The sequence below is a fragment of the Flavobacterium sp. J372 genome (assembly GCF_024699965.1).
Taxonomy (GTDB): Bacteria; Bacteroidota; Bacteroidia; order Flavobacteriales; family Flavobacteriaceae; genus Flavobacterium.
The window spans coordinates 324,991-340,224 of record NZ_JAJOMZ010000004.1; the positions used below are offsets into that span (position 1 = coordinate 324,991).

Annotated in this window: 17 protein-coding genes; 11 read left to right on the top strand and 6 right to left on the bottom strand. The window is 42.2% G+C overall.

The features are described 5' to 3' along the window. Nucleotides 1-3: 3 nt before the first annotated feature. From LRS05_RS01945 to LRS05_RS17200, 9 genes are all read left to right on the top strand, one after another. A complete protein-coding gene (locus LRS05_RS01945; RefSeq protein ID WP_257866773.1) occupies nucleotides 4-552 on the top strand; it encodes a CopD family protein in 549 nt (182 codons plus the stop codon). Nucleotides 553-609: 57 nt separating this feature from the next. Next, complete coding sequence (locus LRS05_RS01950) at nucleotides 610-2,043, top strand: ATP-binding protein (RefSeq protein ID WP_257869219.1); 1,434 nt, start codon at nucleotides 610-612, stop codon at nucleotides 2,041-2,043. 11 nt (nucleotides 2,044-2,054) lie between these two features. After that, nucleotides 2,055-2,837 (top strand): enoyl-CoA hydratase/isomerase family protein, encoded by a 783-nt coding sequence (locus tag LRS05_RS01955; RefSeq protein WP_257866774.1) that lies wholly within the window; start codon nucleotides 2,055-2,057, stop codon nucleotides 2,835-2,837. A 56-nt stretch (nucleotides 2,838-2,893) separates the two neighbouring features. Continuing rightward, nucleotides 2,894-3,259: a hypothetical protein gene (locus tag LRS05_RS01960; protein WP_257866775.1), complete on the top strand. Its 366-nt coding sequence runs from the start codon at nucleotides 2,894-2,896 to the stop codon at nucleotides 3,257-3,259. Between the two features lie 86 nt (nucleotides 3,260-3,345). Continuing rightward, a complete protein-coding gene (mce, locus tag LRS05_RS01965; protein WP_257866776.1) occupies nucleotides 3,346-3,747 on the top strand; it encodes a methylmalonyl-CoA epimerase in 402 nt (133 codons plus the stop codon). Between the two features lie 106 nt (nucleotides 3,748-3,853). Continuing rightward, nucleotides 3,854-4,246 carry a 30S ribosome-binding factor RbfA gene (gene rbfA / locus LRS05_RS01970; RefSeq protein WP_257866777.1) on the top strand — a complete coding sequence of 131 codons (393 nt, stop codon included), beginning with the start codon at nucleotides 3,854-3,856 and terminating at the stop codon, nucleotides 4,244-4,246. 3 nt (nucleotides 4,247-4,249) lie between these two features. Then, nucleotides 4,250-4,477: a hypothetical protein gene (locus LRS05_RS17190; RefSeq protein WP_308224809.1), complete on the top strand. Its 228-nt coding sequence runs from the start codon at nucleotides 4,250-4,252 to the stop codon at nucleotides 4,475-4,477. Between the two features lie 71 nt (nucleotides 4,478-4,548). Continuing rightward, entirely contained in the window at nucleotides 4,549-5,202 is a 654-nt protein-coding gene (locus LRS05_RS17195; protein WP_308224811.1) for a hypothetical protein, read from the top strand. Nucleotides 5,203-5,207: 5 nt separating this feature from the next. Next, entirely contained in the window at nucleotides 5,208-5,453 is a 246-nt protein-coding gene (locus tag LRS05_RS17200) for a hypothetical protein (RefSeq protein WP_308224958.1), read from the top strand. Nucleotides 5,454-6,000: 547 nt separating this feature from the next. Here the strand turns inward: LRS05_RS17200 and LRS05_RS01980 are convergent. The 6 genes from LRS05_RS01980 to panC are packed head-to-tail and all read right to left on the bottom strand — an operon-like array spanning nucleotide 6,001 to nucleotide 12,708. Beyond that, entirely contained in the window at nucleotides 6,001-7,977 is a 1,977-nt protein-coding gene (locus LRS05_RS01980) for a transglycosylase domain-containing protein (RefSeq protein ID WP_257866778.1), read from the bottom strand. A gap of 11 nt (nucleotides 7,978-7,988) precedes the next feature. Beyond that, the gene (gene radA, locus LRS05_RS01985; protein ID WP_257866779.1) at nucleotides 7,989-9,350 is read right to left on the bottom strand and encodes a DNA repair protein RadA; all 1,362 of its coding nucleotides are present in this window, start codon (nucleotides 9,348-9,350) and stop codon (nucleotides 7,989-7,991) included. A gap of 12 nt (nucleotides 9,351-9,362) precedes the next feature. Then, a complete protein-coding gene (locus LRS05_RS01990) occupies nucleotides 9,363-10,490 on the bottom strand; it encodes an alpha/beta hydrolase (protein ID WP_257866780.1) in 1,128 nt (375 codons plus the stop codon). A 41-nt stretch (nucleotides 10,491-10,531) separates the two neighbouring features. After that, nucleotides 10,532-11,491 (bottom strand): lysylphosphatidylglycerol synthase transmembrane domain-containing protein, encoded by a 960-nt coding sequence (locus LRS05_RS01995; RefSeq protein ID WP_257866781.1) that lies wholly within the window; start codon nucleotides 11,489-11,491, stop codon nucleotides 10,532-10,534. Nucleotides 11,492-11,498: 7 nt separating this feature from the next. Then, complete coding sequence (gene panD / locus LRS05_RS02000) at nucleotides 11,499-11,849, bottom strand: aspartate 1-decarboxylase (RefSeq protein ID WP_257866782.1); 351 nt, start codon at nucleotides 11,847-11,849, stop codon at nucleotides 11,499-11,501. 13 nt (nucleotides 11,850-11,862) lie between these two features. Continuing rightward, a complete protein-coding gene (panC, locus tag LRS05_RS02005; RefSeq protein ID WP_257866783.1) occupies nucleotides 11,863-12,708 on the bottom strand; it encodes a pantoate--beta-alanine ligase in 846 nt (281 codons plus the stop codon). Nucleotides 12,709-12,817: 109 nt separating this feature from the next. On the opposite strand from panC, the gene LRS05_RS02010 reads away from it, so the two are divergent. After that, nucleotides 12,818-13,624: a glycogen/starch synthase gene (locus LRS05_RS02010; protein ID WP_257866784.1), complete on the top strand. Its 807-nt coding sequence runs from the start codon at nucleotides 12,818-12,820 to the stop codon at nucleotides 13,622-13,624. Nucleotides 13,625-13,643: 19 nt separating this feature from the next. Further along, nucleotides 13,644-15,182 (top strand): DUF4270 domain-containing protein, encoded by a 1,539-nt coding sequence (locus tag LRS05_RS02015; RefSeq protein ID WP_257866785.1) that lies wholly within the window; start codon nucleotides 13,644-13,646, stop codon nucleotides 15,180-15,182. Nucleotides 15,183-15,234 lie beyond the last annotated feature (52 nt).

The following is a 15,234-nucleotide window of genomic DNA, read 5'->3' on the forward strand; positions in this document are numbered from 1 at the left end:
CCTATGGCAGAATACTACAACTACATAAAATCACTGCACCTCATCTTCGTGATTACTTGGTTTGCCGGGCTGTTCTACATTGTGAGGCTGTTTGTGTACCACATCGAGGCTAACGCTAAGCCATCGCCTGAAAAGGAAATCCTCACCACACAGTATAAGCTCATGAGCTACCGGCTATGGTATATTATCACGTGGCCGAGTGCAGTGCTCGCGGTTATTTTCGCTGTTATTTTACTGCTGATTATGCCCCAATGGCTATCCCAACCGTGGATGCATGTAAAACTGGCATTTGTATTGCTATTGGTTTTTTACCAGCTGAAATGCCACAGCATCTTTAAACAGCTGCAGCGCGATGAAGTGAAATACACCAGCAACTTTATGCGGCTTTGGAACGAAGGGGCGACTATTATTTTATTTGCCGTGGTATTTTTAGTAATTTTAAAGAATGCGCTCAACTGGGTGTTCGGCGTGCTGGGCATCATCGTGTTCATGGTGCTTATAATGTTGGGCTTTAAATTCTATAAACGCATCCGCGAAAGGAACAAAACATAGGTGAAAGAAAAATTCAGGATAAAACGGTGGTCGCTTCGCGTGAGGATTTTCCTCTCGATGATCTTCATTACGCTCATCGCTTCCATCCTGATTGCCGGTGTCTCTATCTACCAGTTCAACAAAGAGGCCAAAGACTACCACCAGGACAGGCTTGAGCGTAAGGAGAATGCCATTAAAGAGCACATCAGCTACATTCTCGCCACCACTACTTACCCCATGGGGACAGAAAATCTTCCGCTCATCTTCCGCGACAGGATTCACGAACTGGCCAACATCCACAGCCTTGAGATAAACATATACGACCTTGACGGTAAGCTGCTGAAATCGTCAAAAGCAGCTTTTTCTGTCGATACCATCAACAGCCATATCCCCGAAAATATCCTGCGCGTTATCCGTTCCACAGCCGAAAAGCGGTATGTCGACCTGCGCACATCGCCGGAAGGCAAGAAGTTCCGCTCATCATTCAGCTACCTTAAAGATACCAAGTTTAAGCCGCTGGGCATCCTTAATCTGCCCTATATTGAGGATGACGGCTATTATGAACGGGAGCGCAACAATTTCATGATGCGTTTCTTCCAGGTATATTCGTTCATGCTGCTGATATCAATCATTATTGCGTACTTCCTTTCCAGTTACATTACGAAATCCATCAAAGAGATATCTGACAGGCTTAAGGAAACACGCCTTAGCGAGACGAATGAGAAGCTGGACATGGGTGATACCCCGCAGGAGATAAGCCTGCTTGTAGACGCTTATAACAACCTTGTGGAAGACCTTGACGAGAGTGCCGCAAAGCTGGCCCAAAGCGAGCGTGAACAGGCCTGGCGCGAGATGGCCAAGCAGGTAGCCCACGAGATTAAAAACCCGCTTACGCCAATGCGCCTTACCGTACAGAGCTTTCAGCGGAAGTTTAATCCGGACGATCCTGCCATACGCCAAAAGATTGATGAGTACAGCAAAACGCTCATTCAGCAAATAGATACGATGAGTGCCGTGGCATCGGCTTTCTCAAGCTTTGCCAGTATGCCTGCCCAACAAAATGAGACCCTTAATATTGTGAAGATAGTGCAGCTGGCACTGGAAATCTTCAATGAGCATTACATTACTTTCCGTACAGACGAGCCATACATCGTGACCCGGATGGACCGTACACAGCTTATACGTATCATCACTAACCTGGTGAAGAATGCCATACAGGCCATCCCGGCTGATGAGCAGAACCCAATGGTCGAAGTGCATGTGTACAAAGAAAATAGTTGTGCAAAAATCACAGTAAAAGACAACGGCAGCGGTATAAGCGTTGAAGACAAAAACCGTATCTTCGAGCCGAAGTTCACCACCAAGACCAGCGGCATGGGGCTGGGGTTGGGCATCATAAAAAATATTGTTGAGAATTACAACGGCACAATTACTTTTGAAAGTGAGGCGGGCAAAGGCACAACTTTTATGGTATCCCTGCCGATTGTAAATCCTGATAACCTGACAAACTAAAACCAACATATATGGCTTTTGAGAACATACTTACAGAGAAAGATGGCGGTATTGCCGTAATAACAATTAACAGGCCTACAAAGCTGAATGCGCTTAACAGGGCCACTATCGTTGAGCTTAACGAAGCCTTCAAAGCATTTGACATTGACCGGGAGGTGCGAACCATTATTGTTACCGGAATGGGCGAAAAAGCATTTGTAGCCGGTGCTGACATTGCCGAGTTTGCCGACTTCAATGTAGAAGAAGGCCAGAAACTGGCAGCATTGGGTCAGGAACTATTATTCGACCTTGTGCAGAACCTAAGCACGCCGGTTATTGCGGCAGTAAATGGCTTCGCCCTGGGCGGCGGGCTTGAACTGGCCATGGCTGCGCACTTCCGCATAGCATCAGACAATGCAAAAATGGGACTGCCTGAAGTTTCGCTTGGCGTAATTCCGGGTTATGGGGGTACGCAGCGCCTACCGCAACTGGTAGGCAAAGGCCGCGCCATGGAAATGATAATGACTGCAGGGATGATTGGCGCTGAAGAAGCAAAGGCTTACGGACTTGTAAATCATGTAGTTCCGCAGTCAGAGCTGATTGACTTCTGCAAAGGTATTGCCTCGAAGATAATGAAGAATTCACCGGTTGCTATTAGCAAAGCAATAAAAGCCATTAATGCCAATTATGAAGACGGAGTAAACGGCTATAATGTTGAGGTAACAGAATTCGGCAACGCTTTCGGCACTGAAGATTTTAAAGAAGGTACTACGGCTTTCCTTCAGAAGCGCAAAGCAGAGTTTAAGGGAAAATAAATTTGTTGTTAGTTAAAAAACGCTTTATTTTTGATGAAAATAAACAAATACATAAAATGAAAAAATTCTTACTTGCATGTACGTTTTTAGGGCTTACTTACACAGCTAAAGCTCAGATTATGGTAAATGGTATTGACATTACAAAAGAGACAGAAATGTTTGATGTGTGGGCGGTTGCAAAACCCTTTAGTACCAAAGAAAGCTTTTTTGTAGATTATGGCCAGGATGGTTTTAAACCTCATAACTATGACACAAAAGCCCAAATGATTGCTGATAAAGACGGAAAGAAATTCGAAAAAGGCGAATGGATGAAACTTGTAAAATACCTTAACTCACAAGGCTTTGAAGAGAAATCATCACGAGATCAGAATATAGGCGACCAAAAAGGCCGCATAATAACATTCGTAAAGAAGAAAGAATAATCTACGCCGCATCTTAATGATGCGGCTTTTTCTTTTTAAGAATGAGATGAAATTTATCTACTTAAGGTTTTTACTATATTTGGTCTATGAGAAAAATTGAACATATAGGCATTGCCGTAAACAGCCTTGAAGCCTCAAACGCTTTGTTTGAAAAACTGTTCGGAGCGCCTGCATATAAAGAGGAAGAGGTTGCCAGTGAGGGTGTAAAGACATCATTCTTTATGAACGGCCCCAACAAGATTGAGCTGCTCGAGGCTACAAATCCTGATAGCCCTATAGCTAAATTCCTGGAGAAGAAAGGAGAAGGTATTCACCACATTGCATTTGATGTTGAAGACATTGAAGCAGAAATAGCGCGCCTGAAAGGTGAAGGTTTTACTATATTGAACGAAACCCCTAAGCGCGGTGCAGACAATAAACTGGTGGCTTTCCTGCACCCGAAAACAACAAATGGAGTATTGATAGAGCTTTGCCAGGAAATTAGATAATGTAGTAATTGTTTAATTGGTCAATGTAGCAATTAGCTTGACGTACAGAGAATTGCTACATTGACTAATTGCTACATTAAACCATTAAATTAAGTACCTTTGCAGCATGGAAACAAACAGGCAGAAAAAGATAGGCACGGTTATACAGAATGATCTTGTAGATATACTTCAGGGTGAAGTGCGCAAAAACGGCATAAGCAACCTTGTGATATCGGTATCAAAAGTAAATGTAACGAGCGACCTTTCGATTGCTAAAGTGTACCTCAGCGTTTTCCCAACGGAAAAAGCTCCTGAGATACTTGCCGCCGTAAAATCAAACACCCCTCTTATAAAGCATGACCTGGCACAGCGCGTAAAATTACAATTACGTAAAGTGCCTAACCTTATTTTCTACATCGACGATTCACTTGACCAGATTGAGCGCCTTGACAAAGAACTTAAGGGCGAAAACAACCCGATAGCCAATCCTGAATTGCTTGAGAGGCGCAAGAAATCATAAGGCGTGAATTTCCCGCTGTACATAGCAGGCCGTTATACCATCAGCCGCAGTAAAAGTACGGCCGTTAACATCATTACGGCTATCTCAGCCCTCGGTATTATTGTTAGTGCAACAGCTCTATTTGTAATACTGTCGGTATTTAGCGGACTCAAGACATTCAGCCTTTCATTTACCAACTCGACTGACCCGGACCTTAAAGTCACTGCCGCTGCGGGTAAATCTTTTTTATAACTCCGGAACAGGAAAAACAGCTTAAAGCCGATAAAAATATTGCGGCTTATAGTGAAATTGCCGAAGAGCGCGTGCTTTTCTTTTTTGACGGTAAAGAGCATGTAGCCTACCTAAAGGGTGTTGACAGCACTTTTACTGCTGTAGCCCCCCTACAGGAGCATCTTGCGGTTGGTGACTGGCTGCGGCCAAATACAACGCAGGCGGTCGCAGGGCTTGGCATTTACAACAAGCTGTCGTTGGCGCTGCTTGACTATAACCGGTCTCTTGAGGTGTATGTACCAAAGCCCGGAAAAGGGACAATAGACTCTCCAAATGATGCTTTCAATAAGTCGCCACTTGCGATTACGGCTATATATTCAATCAATGAAGATAATGACAGCAAGTATGTATATTGTGATATTTTCCTCGCGCGTGAATTGCTGCAATTTAAGCGCAACCAGGTAACATCTGTTGAGGTAAAACTTGCTAAGGGCGCCTCACAAGCTAATGCCATTAAATCGCTGAAGTCTATTTTTAAAAATAAAGTAACTGTAAAAGACCGGGGCCAGCTGAATGATGCGCTTTATAAAATGCTGAATGCCGAAAATCTTGCGGTGTACCTGTTTTGCTCGCTGGTTGTGGTGATGACATTGTTCTGCCTTGCAGGCGCACTGATCATGTTGATACTCGACAAAAAGAGAACATCCGCACCCTGTACAGCCTGGGCGCAGAGGCCTCTTCGCTAAGAAATATATTTCTATTTCAGGGAATTTTTATAACAATTCTCGGGCTTGTTTTCGGGCTGATACTCGGCACAATAATCATTTTACTGCAGCAGCACTATTCGCTCATCATGATTACTAATACCCTTGCCTACCCGGTCGAATTCACTTTCACTAATGTGCTAATTGTAATTGCAACAATCCTGGTACTGGGCATATTGGCATCACGCATTGCTGCCGGCAGGGTTAATGAGCGATTGTTGGAGAATTCTTAAGCTAAATACTAAGCTGATAAGTATCGTTTGAAATTTTTATTGAGCAGGAGTGGGATAATAAATGATAAACTCCAAAGTGAGCACATTATGGAGAATCCATAATAATGCATCGTAATATTATCAGGCAAATACATCAGGCAAAAAAAAATGATAGTCTCAATAGCCAGTATAACCGGGTAGATCCATTTCATCTCAGGAATAAAAAACCTTTTTATAAATAGTGTCGTAAGTAATATATACACCGCTGAAATTGTAAGGGTAAAAACAACAGTATTCAGCGTCACCCCTGCCATGAAAAAGAATATAAATGCTATGAACAATCCTTTCACAAAAAGCAGGAAAATGAGTTTTAATATTCTCAAGACATTGATTTTATAAAGATACATGCCCCAAAGCGATATAAATATGCAGTAGGCCATGAATGTAGTCACTAAACTTCGTTCAAACACTTTGTTTTCAAGATAAGAAGTAGCGAAAAGCAATACAATGCACGTAAGAATCAGAAAAAACAATTGAATACAAAACCTGAATATCATTGCCATGTTACCTAAAAATCAAACTCCTCAAATGTGATTGAGTCATTTACCTCAGGTTCAGCTACTTTTATGTTAAGCCTGTTACGTGCAATACCTGTAATATTTACCGCCCCGTTTTGGGCTATGGTATCTTCAGCCACAAGAAGTCCGCGGCGCAGCATGAGTTTCTTGATATAATTATTGTGCCGCTCAGCATAACTCTTCAGGTTGCCCTCGTTATTGAACTGCCACATAAAAGTCTTAGGCCTCGGTATGATGCTCGCCAGGTACACACACTCGTCAAGTGAAAGTTCACTCGGGTGTTTTTGGAAATAGTACTGCGCCGCTTCCCCAATACCGTAAACATTCGGACCCCACTCAATAATGTTAAAGTACACCTCAAGCATACGCTCTTTACTTGCAATACGGTTATTTTCAAGTATGTAAACTAACAAAATCTCCTCCAGCTTTCGCGAAAGGGTTTTTTCACGGGTAAGAAACACATTCTTAACCAGCTGCATGCTGATGGTACTGGCACCGCGTGCAAATTTCTTAGTTTTGATGTTCTTAATTATCGACTGCTTAAAGGCCTCTGTAATAAAACCCCTGTGCCTGAAGAAAGATGGGTCCTCACTGGTAAGTACTGCTTTGCGCAGGTAAGGTGACACCTCGTTTATAGGGGTATAAAAAGGGTTGCTGGTGCCTACGTACACCGGGCGCTGTTCCCTGCCGTTTTCTATGGCCCGGTATGTAAACGGCCCGTTAAGTTTCGCAAGGTCTGCCGCACCGTATTTGGTTATTTTGAGGCCATCCTTTTGCAGGCTGCTGTCAAAAACCAATGCACTAGGCTTGTTTTTATTATATAGAAAATCGAGGCTGTAACTAAAAGTGCCCTCTGCTTCCATACCTTCAAAGTTGGTAAACAGCCCTTTTGGCAGCGATACGATAAAATCCTGAGCCGGCATCTTATTTATCTTAGCTTTAAGCTGATAGGTGGTGTCCTGCTCTACACTGTATTTTATAAAAGGCGTAAATTTTATCTTGTTTAGCTGAACGGATGATGTGCTGTCAATCGCAATGAAATCAGGACCAAAAACAAAGTCGTAGTCAAACCTGGCCTTATCAATCACCACATCTTTCTTAGCAATTTTCGGATGGTTCACCATAAAGTTGGCTATAGATGCAAACCCTTTGAGGCGCATCTCACCGCCGCTCATGTCAAGGTCTTCCACATTAAGGCGGATAGAGTCAAACCCGGACTTGAGTCCATACCGTTCATCAATATATGGCACAGCAATACGACTGGTATCAGCATTAAAAAACTTCAGGTCAGCCTGCTTGTTGCGCGGGTCGGCAAAGCCTCTAACTTTCCAGGTTTGTTTTATATTATTTGCCAGGACATTAATAGAAGATTCAAGTTGATCATCAGCCAGGCGCATTTCCTGAAGGTTCATACTTACCTTTTTGCCCATATAATCCATGTGCAGGGTAAGGTTATCAAGCTTCATATCAGTCGGTATGAGATTCAGCATGCGGTTTAGCAGCGTATAAGCGCGCTCGGCATAATTCGCCTCCTTATCTCCGTCACTTTCTTCTTTTGAAACAGTTTTGTCGCGTTTTAAAAAGCCGCTATAGTTAGTTCCCGTAGAATCTTTTACAAACTGTATGTAACCATCCTTCATGTCAAGCGTACCCAGCTGAACATCACCGGTAAAGAATTTGAGGTAATTCACAGAGGTTTTTACTGAACGTATATGCATCAGCGTATCGGCATTGTCAGGCACCATGGCAATTTCGCTAAATTCCAGGCCCGAGAAACCCTTAAATGAAGCGCTCTCTATAGTCAGCGTTGCATCATAATCGGTACGCACTTTGTTTTGCGCTTTCTCAATTACTTTTTGCAGTATGGTATTCCTGAAAGCAAAAAAACCCGCTATCCCTATAATAATGATCCCAAGAAGGGACAATAGCGTTATTTTGGCAATCTTTGTTATTCTTTTTTTACGCATTCAGTTGTGTGTTATCCGAAAAGATGGCCCGCCACATCTTCAATCCTCGCCACCATCTTTATCTCAATCCCTGTGTTCTTCAGGGAAATTTTATTGTACTTAGATACAAAAATAGTTGAAAATCCTAACTTTTCTGCCTCCAGTATGCGCTGTTCTACACGATTTACCGGCCTTACTTCTCCGCTTAACCCAATTTCACCGGCAAAACAATAGCCCTTATCTACGGGAATATCTTCATTTGAAGATAAAATCGCTGCAACAACTGCAAGGTCAATAGCCGGATCATCTACATTAATGCCCCCTGTTATATTCAGGAAAACGTCTTTAGCCCCCAATCTAAAACCTGCCCTCTTTTCAAGCACCGCAAGTATCATGTTCAGCCTTTTAGCGTTGTAGCCGGTAGTGCTTCGCTGCGGTGTACCGTAAACTGCAGTGCTTACAAGGGCCTGTATTTCAATCATCAGCGGGCGCATACCTTCCATTGTTGTAGCAATTGCCGTGCCGCTTAGTTCTTCCTCTTTGTGAGAGATAAGAATCTCACTCGGGTTGACTACCTCGCGAAGGCCGCTGCCCAGCATCTCGTAAATACCAAGCTCAGCGGTAGAGCCAAAACGGTTTTTAAGAGAGCGTAGTATGCGGTATACGTGGTTTCTGTCGCCTTCAAACTGAAGTACGGTATCTACCATGTGTTCCAGTATCTTGGGCCCGGCTATACTGCCGTCTTTTGTAATATGACCTATGAGGATGACCGGAACATTGGTTTCTTTTGCGAATTTTATAAGTTCTGCCGTTGTTTCACGTATCTGAGAAATACTGCCTGGAGATGATTCTATATAATCGGTGTGGAGCGTTTGTATGGAGTCGATGATCACTACTTCAGGGTCAATCGCTTCAATCTGTTTAAAAATGTTTTGCGTTTTGGTCTCTGTAAGTATAAAACAATTTTCCGCGGCTGATGTGATACGTTCTGCCCGCATCTTTATCTGCTTTTGGCTTTCTTCGCCGGAAACATACAACGTTCGGTACGGCAGCTTCAGCGATATCTGCAGCAGCAGTGTACTTTTGCCTATACCCGGTTCACCGCCCAACAATGTCAACGACCCCGGTACAAGCCCGCCGCCAAGCACACGATTAAGTTCGCCGTCAGTGGTGTCCATACGGACTTCCGCTCCTGCATCAATCTCATTTATACGGAGTGGTTTTGCAGCACGCTTATCGCCAGGGGTTGCAGGCTTCCATGACTGCTTCTCTTCTTTCTGTATAACTTCTTCAACAATGGTATTCCACTCGCGGCAGGCATTGCACTGCCCCTGCCATTTTGAATATTGTGTGCCGCAATTCTGGCAAAAAAACGACGTCTTTACTTTAGCCATTCAATAATCTCCTTACAGCTTTTCTGTTTTCTGGACCAGCATTTCACGGGTGTATTCCCCAATTTCTTTCAGGTCCATTGCGTTTACATATATTTTTTTAGCGCGTTTGTTGTCGCCAGTTTTTTCATAAAACAACCCTTTATAATATTCAGGCAATATTGTTTTAGAGTAGTTTTTATCAGCAAGTTCGGCCAGGTCTTTAAGCTCATCAAATACCCCATTTTTCATAATTGCAGCTTCAACAGCCTGTATGTCATTAAGGCGCACTTTCACTTTTGTGCCCATCTCAGTTTCCATGTTTTTGTATTTATCTTCCAGATATTTTACATACCCGGACGGAAGATTTACAATTTTTGTCTGGTACTCAAGATTAGAAACCGGTTGGAATTCTCCGAAAATATGATAGATGGCCTGTGGGATTGCCATAGCGGCAAGCGCATAGTGTGAAGCTCCTTTAAATTCTTCAAACTTATATTTTACTTGGGTATTATTTTTTGTACGGATGCCTTCATCAAGCGATTTTATTGTTTTCCTGAACCGGGCGGCGTCACTGTCAGAAGTTGCCAGATAGTAATACACAGGCTTTGTAACCGACCCAAGGCGTTCAGCGATTTTTACATCCATGTCTGCGCCAAGCTCAGGGCTCATGGCTATATAAGCATTAAACAGCGGCTTGTCTTTAAATAAGAATGCATTGAGAAAACCGGCAGTCATATCATGGCCTACAATTGCCTTATATGGCGCGAGCCGGTACTTTTTTTCCAGATGCGGCAATAGCTCTGTACCTATAAAATCAAAAAACTGTGCCCCCTGTTCTACCGGGAAGCCACTTTCCTTATCAAACGCTGTATCATCTTCACGTGTATCTCCCTGGCTTATGCCAACTATAATAACTTCGGGAAGATCATCCCAGTAGGATGTATAACTGAATATGCCGGAAACAGGATCAATAAGATAATCCCCGTCAAGCACTAGTACAAGAGGGTACTTTTTATTCTTTTCTTTTTCGTAAGATAATGGTGTTATAATGGTAATTTCACGATCTGCACGCAGCTTTTCTGACCGGAAGTTTTCAACAGTTTCCTGGGCATTCACCATGAAACCGGCAAACAGGAACAGCATTAAATATTTGTGTATCATTGCGTTGCATTTATTGGGGAAATGAGCAGGCAAGATAACGATTATTTCTTACGGGCAAGTATTGGCAATATTAAAAATGAAAGGCCGCCAAGTATTATAATCTGCGCGGTTTGTGATGTCCACACAATCCATCCAAAGGCTGTACCGGCTTCAAAAGAAACGTTATAAACAGTAAGAATTTTTGCTATAGCAACAGGGAAAACGCCTGTGCCGCCATTGGTAAGTGTTATTGCAATACTGCCTACCACAAAAGCCGTTGCAACCGAGCCAAAATCTAGTGTTGAAGTTTCGGGTAATGCAAAAATAGTAATGTAAAACATCAGCACATAGCTGAACCATATGTACAGCGAAAGCAGCAAAAATGGCCACTTGTTAGGCATTGTAAATACACTGATTGCGCCTTCAACCAGGCCTGAAACCTTCACCTTGATTTTTTGCACCCAGCCAAGCTTTGAATAAATGAAGAAAAGTATTGAGCCTATAAAAAATATTCCGGCAATGGTTCCGTATAACAGCAGCTTCATAAATGGTATTTCAGCCAAATAGGCTTTTACCATATCATACTGAAGCGCTACGGTAGTACCTATGGCCAGCACCAGGAGTATGAGATCAACAATACGCTCAGAGATTATGGTGCCAAGGGCTTTATCAAAAGGCACACCGGCATATTTGTTTATTACAGCTGCACGGCTTACTTCGCCGCTGCGCGGTACAAGCATGTTCATGACATAGGTGATACACACTGCACTAAATTTGACGGTAAACGGTGCAGTATAGCCTACATGTGCCAAAGTATATTTCCAGCGGTAAGCACGTGCCCAAAACCCGGTAAGGCCTATAGCAAGAGATATCCATACCCAAATGTAATCAGCCGTCCTGAAGCTTGTTTTTACGTTTTCCAGCTCTGCCGGAGTGAACTGGTTGTATACGTATATAACTAAAAAAACTCCCAGCAGCAGCGGGAGTATTATGCTTAGTAAGCGGATTAGTTTTTTCTTCAAAACCGGTTTAGGTTAGTGAATTGTCTTTTTCGTTAGGGAAAACAAGCGTAGGCCTGAATGACTTGGCTTCTTCAAAATCCAGTATGCCATACGAAATGATGATGATGATATCACCCCTTTGCACTTTTCTTGCCGCAGGCCCGTTGAGTGTAATTTCGCCGCTGTTCCTGTTTCCCTTAATCGCATAAGTCTCGAGGCGCTCACCATTATTGATGTTTACTATCGATACTTTTTCCCCTTCAATGATATTAGCTGCTTCCATCAATGCCTCGTCAATGGTAATGCTGCCAATGTAGTTTAAATCGGCTCCCGTCACCGTAACACGGTGAAGCTTGGACTTTACAACTTGAATTTGCATGCCGCAAAGGTAATCAATTTAATGAAATATTATCTATAAGCCTCACATTCCCTACAATAACTGCAATAAATGCCCTGGTTTTTGCCTCAGTTTTATTATTAACCGGCATGAGTGTGGCTTCGTCAGCAATTTCGAAATATTCAAGTTTAAGAATAGTATTATTTTGAAAAGCCTTTTCAACAAACGTTCGTACCGCATCAGGAGTATCGGTGGTATAACGCTCTTTGGCTGCAATAAGTGTTTTATAAATAAAGCCTGCTTCTTCGCGCTCATCATTTGACAACCTTTCATTGCGCGAACTCATGGCAAGTCCGTTTGGCTCACGGTAAATGGGGCAGCCGATGATTTTCACATTTACACCTTCCTTCTCTACCATCTTGCGCACGATTTGCAGCTGCTGAAAATCTTTCTCACCAAAATAGGCATTATCAGGCTCAACGGCTTCAAATAATTTCTTTACAATAGTGCCTACCCCATCAAAATGGCCCGGGCGGTGCTTCCCTTCCATTTGGTTTTCAAGCCCGTCAAAAGAAAAATGCCCTGAAACAGTATTGCCTTCATACATATCATCTACTGTGGGCGCAAAAACAATTACAGCGTTGTTTACTGCATCTATCTTTTCTATATCACGCTCCAGCGTTCGTGGGTATTTTTCAAGATCTTCAGCATTGTTAAACTGCGTTGGGTTAACAAAAATACTTATTACAGTAATATCGTTTTCAGCATCTGAACGCTCAATTAATGAGAGGTGACCCTTGTGCAATGCGCCCATTGTGGGTACAAAGCCAATGGTTTTCTCCTGCTCGCGCAGTTGTACTAAGTGTGCATTAAGGCTGGCTTTGTTATTGAAAATGAGCATTAAGTAAAATTTAAATTAGGGGCAAAATTAAGATTTTAGCTATAACCTGTACAAATTTGTTTAATTTTGCATGTTTTTACACCCTAACTGTTAACTACAAGTATTGAAGATGGAGGATAAGAGGATATTGTATGTATCATCTGAAGTAGTGCCTTATTTGGCTGAGAATGAAGTGTCTGTAATGTCGTATGATGTGCCAAAAATGATAAATGACCAGGGCGGGCAGATTAGGATTTTTATGCCCCGCTACGGCAACATTAACGAAAGGCGCCACCAGCTCCATGAAGTAATAAGGCTATCAGGCATGAACCTTGTGGTTAATGATATGGATATGCCGCTGATAATTAAAGTGGCATCTATACCAAAAGAGCGCATACAGGTTTATTTTATTGATAATGATGAGTATTTTAAGCGTAAAGCAACCTTTACCGATGAGGACGGAGCGCTTTACCCTGATAATGACGAGCGTGCGATTTTCTTTGCAAAAGGCGTAGTTGAAACGGTAAAGAAGCTAAACTGGGTACCTGACATTATACATGTACACGGATGGATGGCCGCCATGCTGCCGATATACATGAAGCACTATTATAAAGATGAAGCGCTTTTTGCCGATACTAAAATTGTAACATCTGTATACGGTACAGGATTTGAAGGTACGCTTGATGCACAGATGAAAGCTAAAGTGCTTTTTGACAATGTACCTGAAAGTAATGTGGCCGACCTTGCCGTGCCGGATTATGTAAATATAATGAAAGCCTCAATAGCACATTCTGACGGTATAATCATCGCTTCAGAATCATTGCCGGGTGACCTTGCCGATTTTATTGAGAAGGCAGGCAAACCAACACTTACCTACCAGCCTAAAGATAAATTTGCAGAGGCTTATACTAATTTCTATAAAAATCAGGTTTTATAGAAAACTTTAAAAACCGTTTATGATTTCCAGAAACATATTTAAATTTCTATTTGTATTTGCAGCAGGCGCGGCAATTATTGCCTCGTGTGACAGCGATTTTAATGATATTGGCGCCGATATAATTGAGGGCGACATACACCATAATGGCATGACGCGTTATGAGGGCCGCATTGCCGCATATGACAGGGGTACAGGTGCGGTGCAGGCTAATAATCTTCCGCTTAATGTATTGGGTGTATATGACAACCCTGCTTTTGGCAAGACAACAGCACACTTTGTTACCCAGCTTGAATTGGGAACTGAAAATCTTACGTTTGCCAATAACCCACAAATTGATTCCGTTTACTTGTATGTACCTTATTTCAGCACCTTCAAGAGTAAAGATGAAACTACCGGCATAAGCACTTACGAATTAGACTCTATTTATGGCAACACAGATGCCGAAATGACACTGAAGATATACCGGAATAATTATTTCCTCCGAAGCTTAGACCCAGGTTCTGGTACAAGCGAGCCGCAAAGATATTATTCAGACGATTTTTCGGCTTTACATAATGCAAATATTGCGCAAGCACCGTTGGCTGAACTTAACAATTTTAAATTCAGCGCTGCCGAAGTTGAGCGCAAGAGGGATGATAATGGAACATTGAAGACCGTAGAACGTTTTGCGCCGGGTATATTTACTCTTCTGGATAAAACTTATTTCCAGAACACAATAATTAATGCCCCGGCAGGCAGCCGTGCAAATAATAACGCATTTAAAGAATACTTCAGAGGCCTTTATTTTAATATCGCTCAAAACGGCACATCAGGTGCTATGGCCAACCTAAAATTTTCTGATGGAAAAATTGTGATAATTTATAAAGATGGCCCAGATGCCAGCCGGACAAGAAAAACGCTGCAGCTTAATATGAAGGGCAACACAATTAATTTCTTTGAAAATGATTATAAACCCGGATATTTGACTGCGCTTACACCGGAACAGACCAATACTACAGCAGGTGATAGTCGACTGTATATTAAAGGCGGGCAAGGATCAATGGGTATTATCAACATACTAAGCACTGAGGAAATTGAATTCTTAAAAGCTGAAAATGCAATTATTAATGAAGCTAACCTTGTATTTCATGTGGATGAAGCTTTAATGAAAGATGTAAATGGCACAAGAGCTTTAAATCCACTGAGAGTGTATCTCTACGACCTGAAAAATAAGCAGCCACTTTATGATTATTATGTAGATGGTACTTCAAGTCCAATAAATCCTAAATATGACAAGTTGGTATATGGGGGCATATTAACAAAAAATACTGAAAACGGTCAGCCTGTTTTTAGTTATAAAATTAGGCTTACAAACCATGTCAATAATATTATCCGTAAAGACTCCATTAGCAGGCCATTGGGCATAGTGGTTAGTGAAAGTATTAATATCACAGCAAATGCAATGCTCAGGCCTCCGTTTACAGTAGGCGATGCTGATGTAAATACACTACCGCTTTCCAGCGTGATTAACCCCTTGGGCACTGTATTTTATGGCAATAACATTCCTGTGGGGGGATGAAAATTATAATAAAAGGCTTCGCCTTGAAATTTTTTATACAAAACCAAACTAA

Coding starts and splice junctions, on each gene's coding strand:
- LRS05_RS01945 (WP_257866773.1), top strand. CDS start 4: ATGGCAGAATACTACAACTACATAAAATCACTGCACCTCATCTTCGTG.
- LRS05_RS01950 (WP_257869219.1), top strand. CDS start 610: ATGATCTTCATTACGCTCATCGCTTCCATCCTGATTGCCGGTGTCTCT.
- LRS05_RS01955 (WP_257866774.1), top strand. CDS start 2,055: ATGGCTTTTGAGAACATACTTACAGAGAAAGATGGCGGTATTGCCGTA.
- LRS05_RS01960 (WP_257866775.1), top strand. CDS start 2,894: ATGAAAAAATTCTTACTTGCATGTACGTTTTTAGGGCTTACTTACACA.
- mce (WP_257866776.1), top strand. CDS start 3,346: ATGAGAAAAATTGAACATATAGGCATTGCCGTAAACAGCCTTGAAGCC.
- rbfA (WP_257866777.1), top strand. CDS start 3,854: ATGGAAACAAACAGGCAGAAAAAGATAGGCACGGTTATACAGAATGAT.
- LRS05_RS01980 (WP_257866778.1), bottom strand. CDS start 7,977: ATGCGTAAAAAAAGAATAACAAAGATTGCCAAAATAACGCTATTGTCC.
- radA (WP_257866779.1), bottom strand. CDS start 9,350: ATGGCTAAAGTAAAGACGTCGTTTTTTTGCCAGAATTGCGGCACACAA.
- LRS05_RS01990 (WP_257866780.1), bottom strand. CDS start 10,490: ATGATACACAAATATTTAATGCTGTTCCTGTTTGCCGGTTTCATGGTG.
- panD (WP_257866782.1), bottom strand. CDS start 11,849: ATGCAAATTCAAGTTGTAAAGTCCAAGCTTCACCGTGTTACGGTGACG.
- panC (WP_257866783.1), bottom strand. CDS start 12,708: ATGCTCATTTTCAATAACAAAGCCAGCCTTAATGCACACTTAGTACAA.
- LRS05_RS02010 (WP_257866784.1), top strand. CDS start 12,818: ATGGAGGATAAGAGGATATTGTATGTATCATCTGAAGTAGTGCCTTAT.
- LRS05_RS02015 (WP_257866785.1), top strand. CDS start 13,644: ATGATTTCCAGAAACATATTTAAATTTCTATTTGTATTTGCAGCAGGC.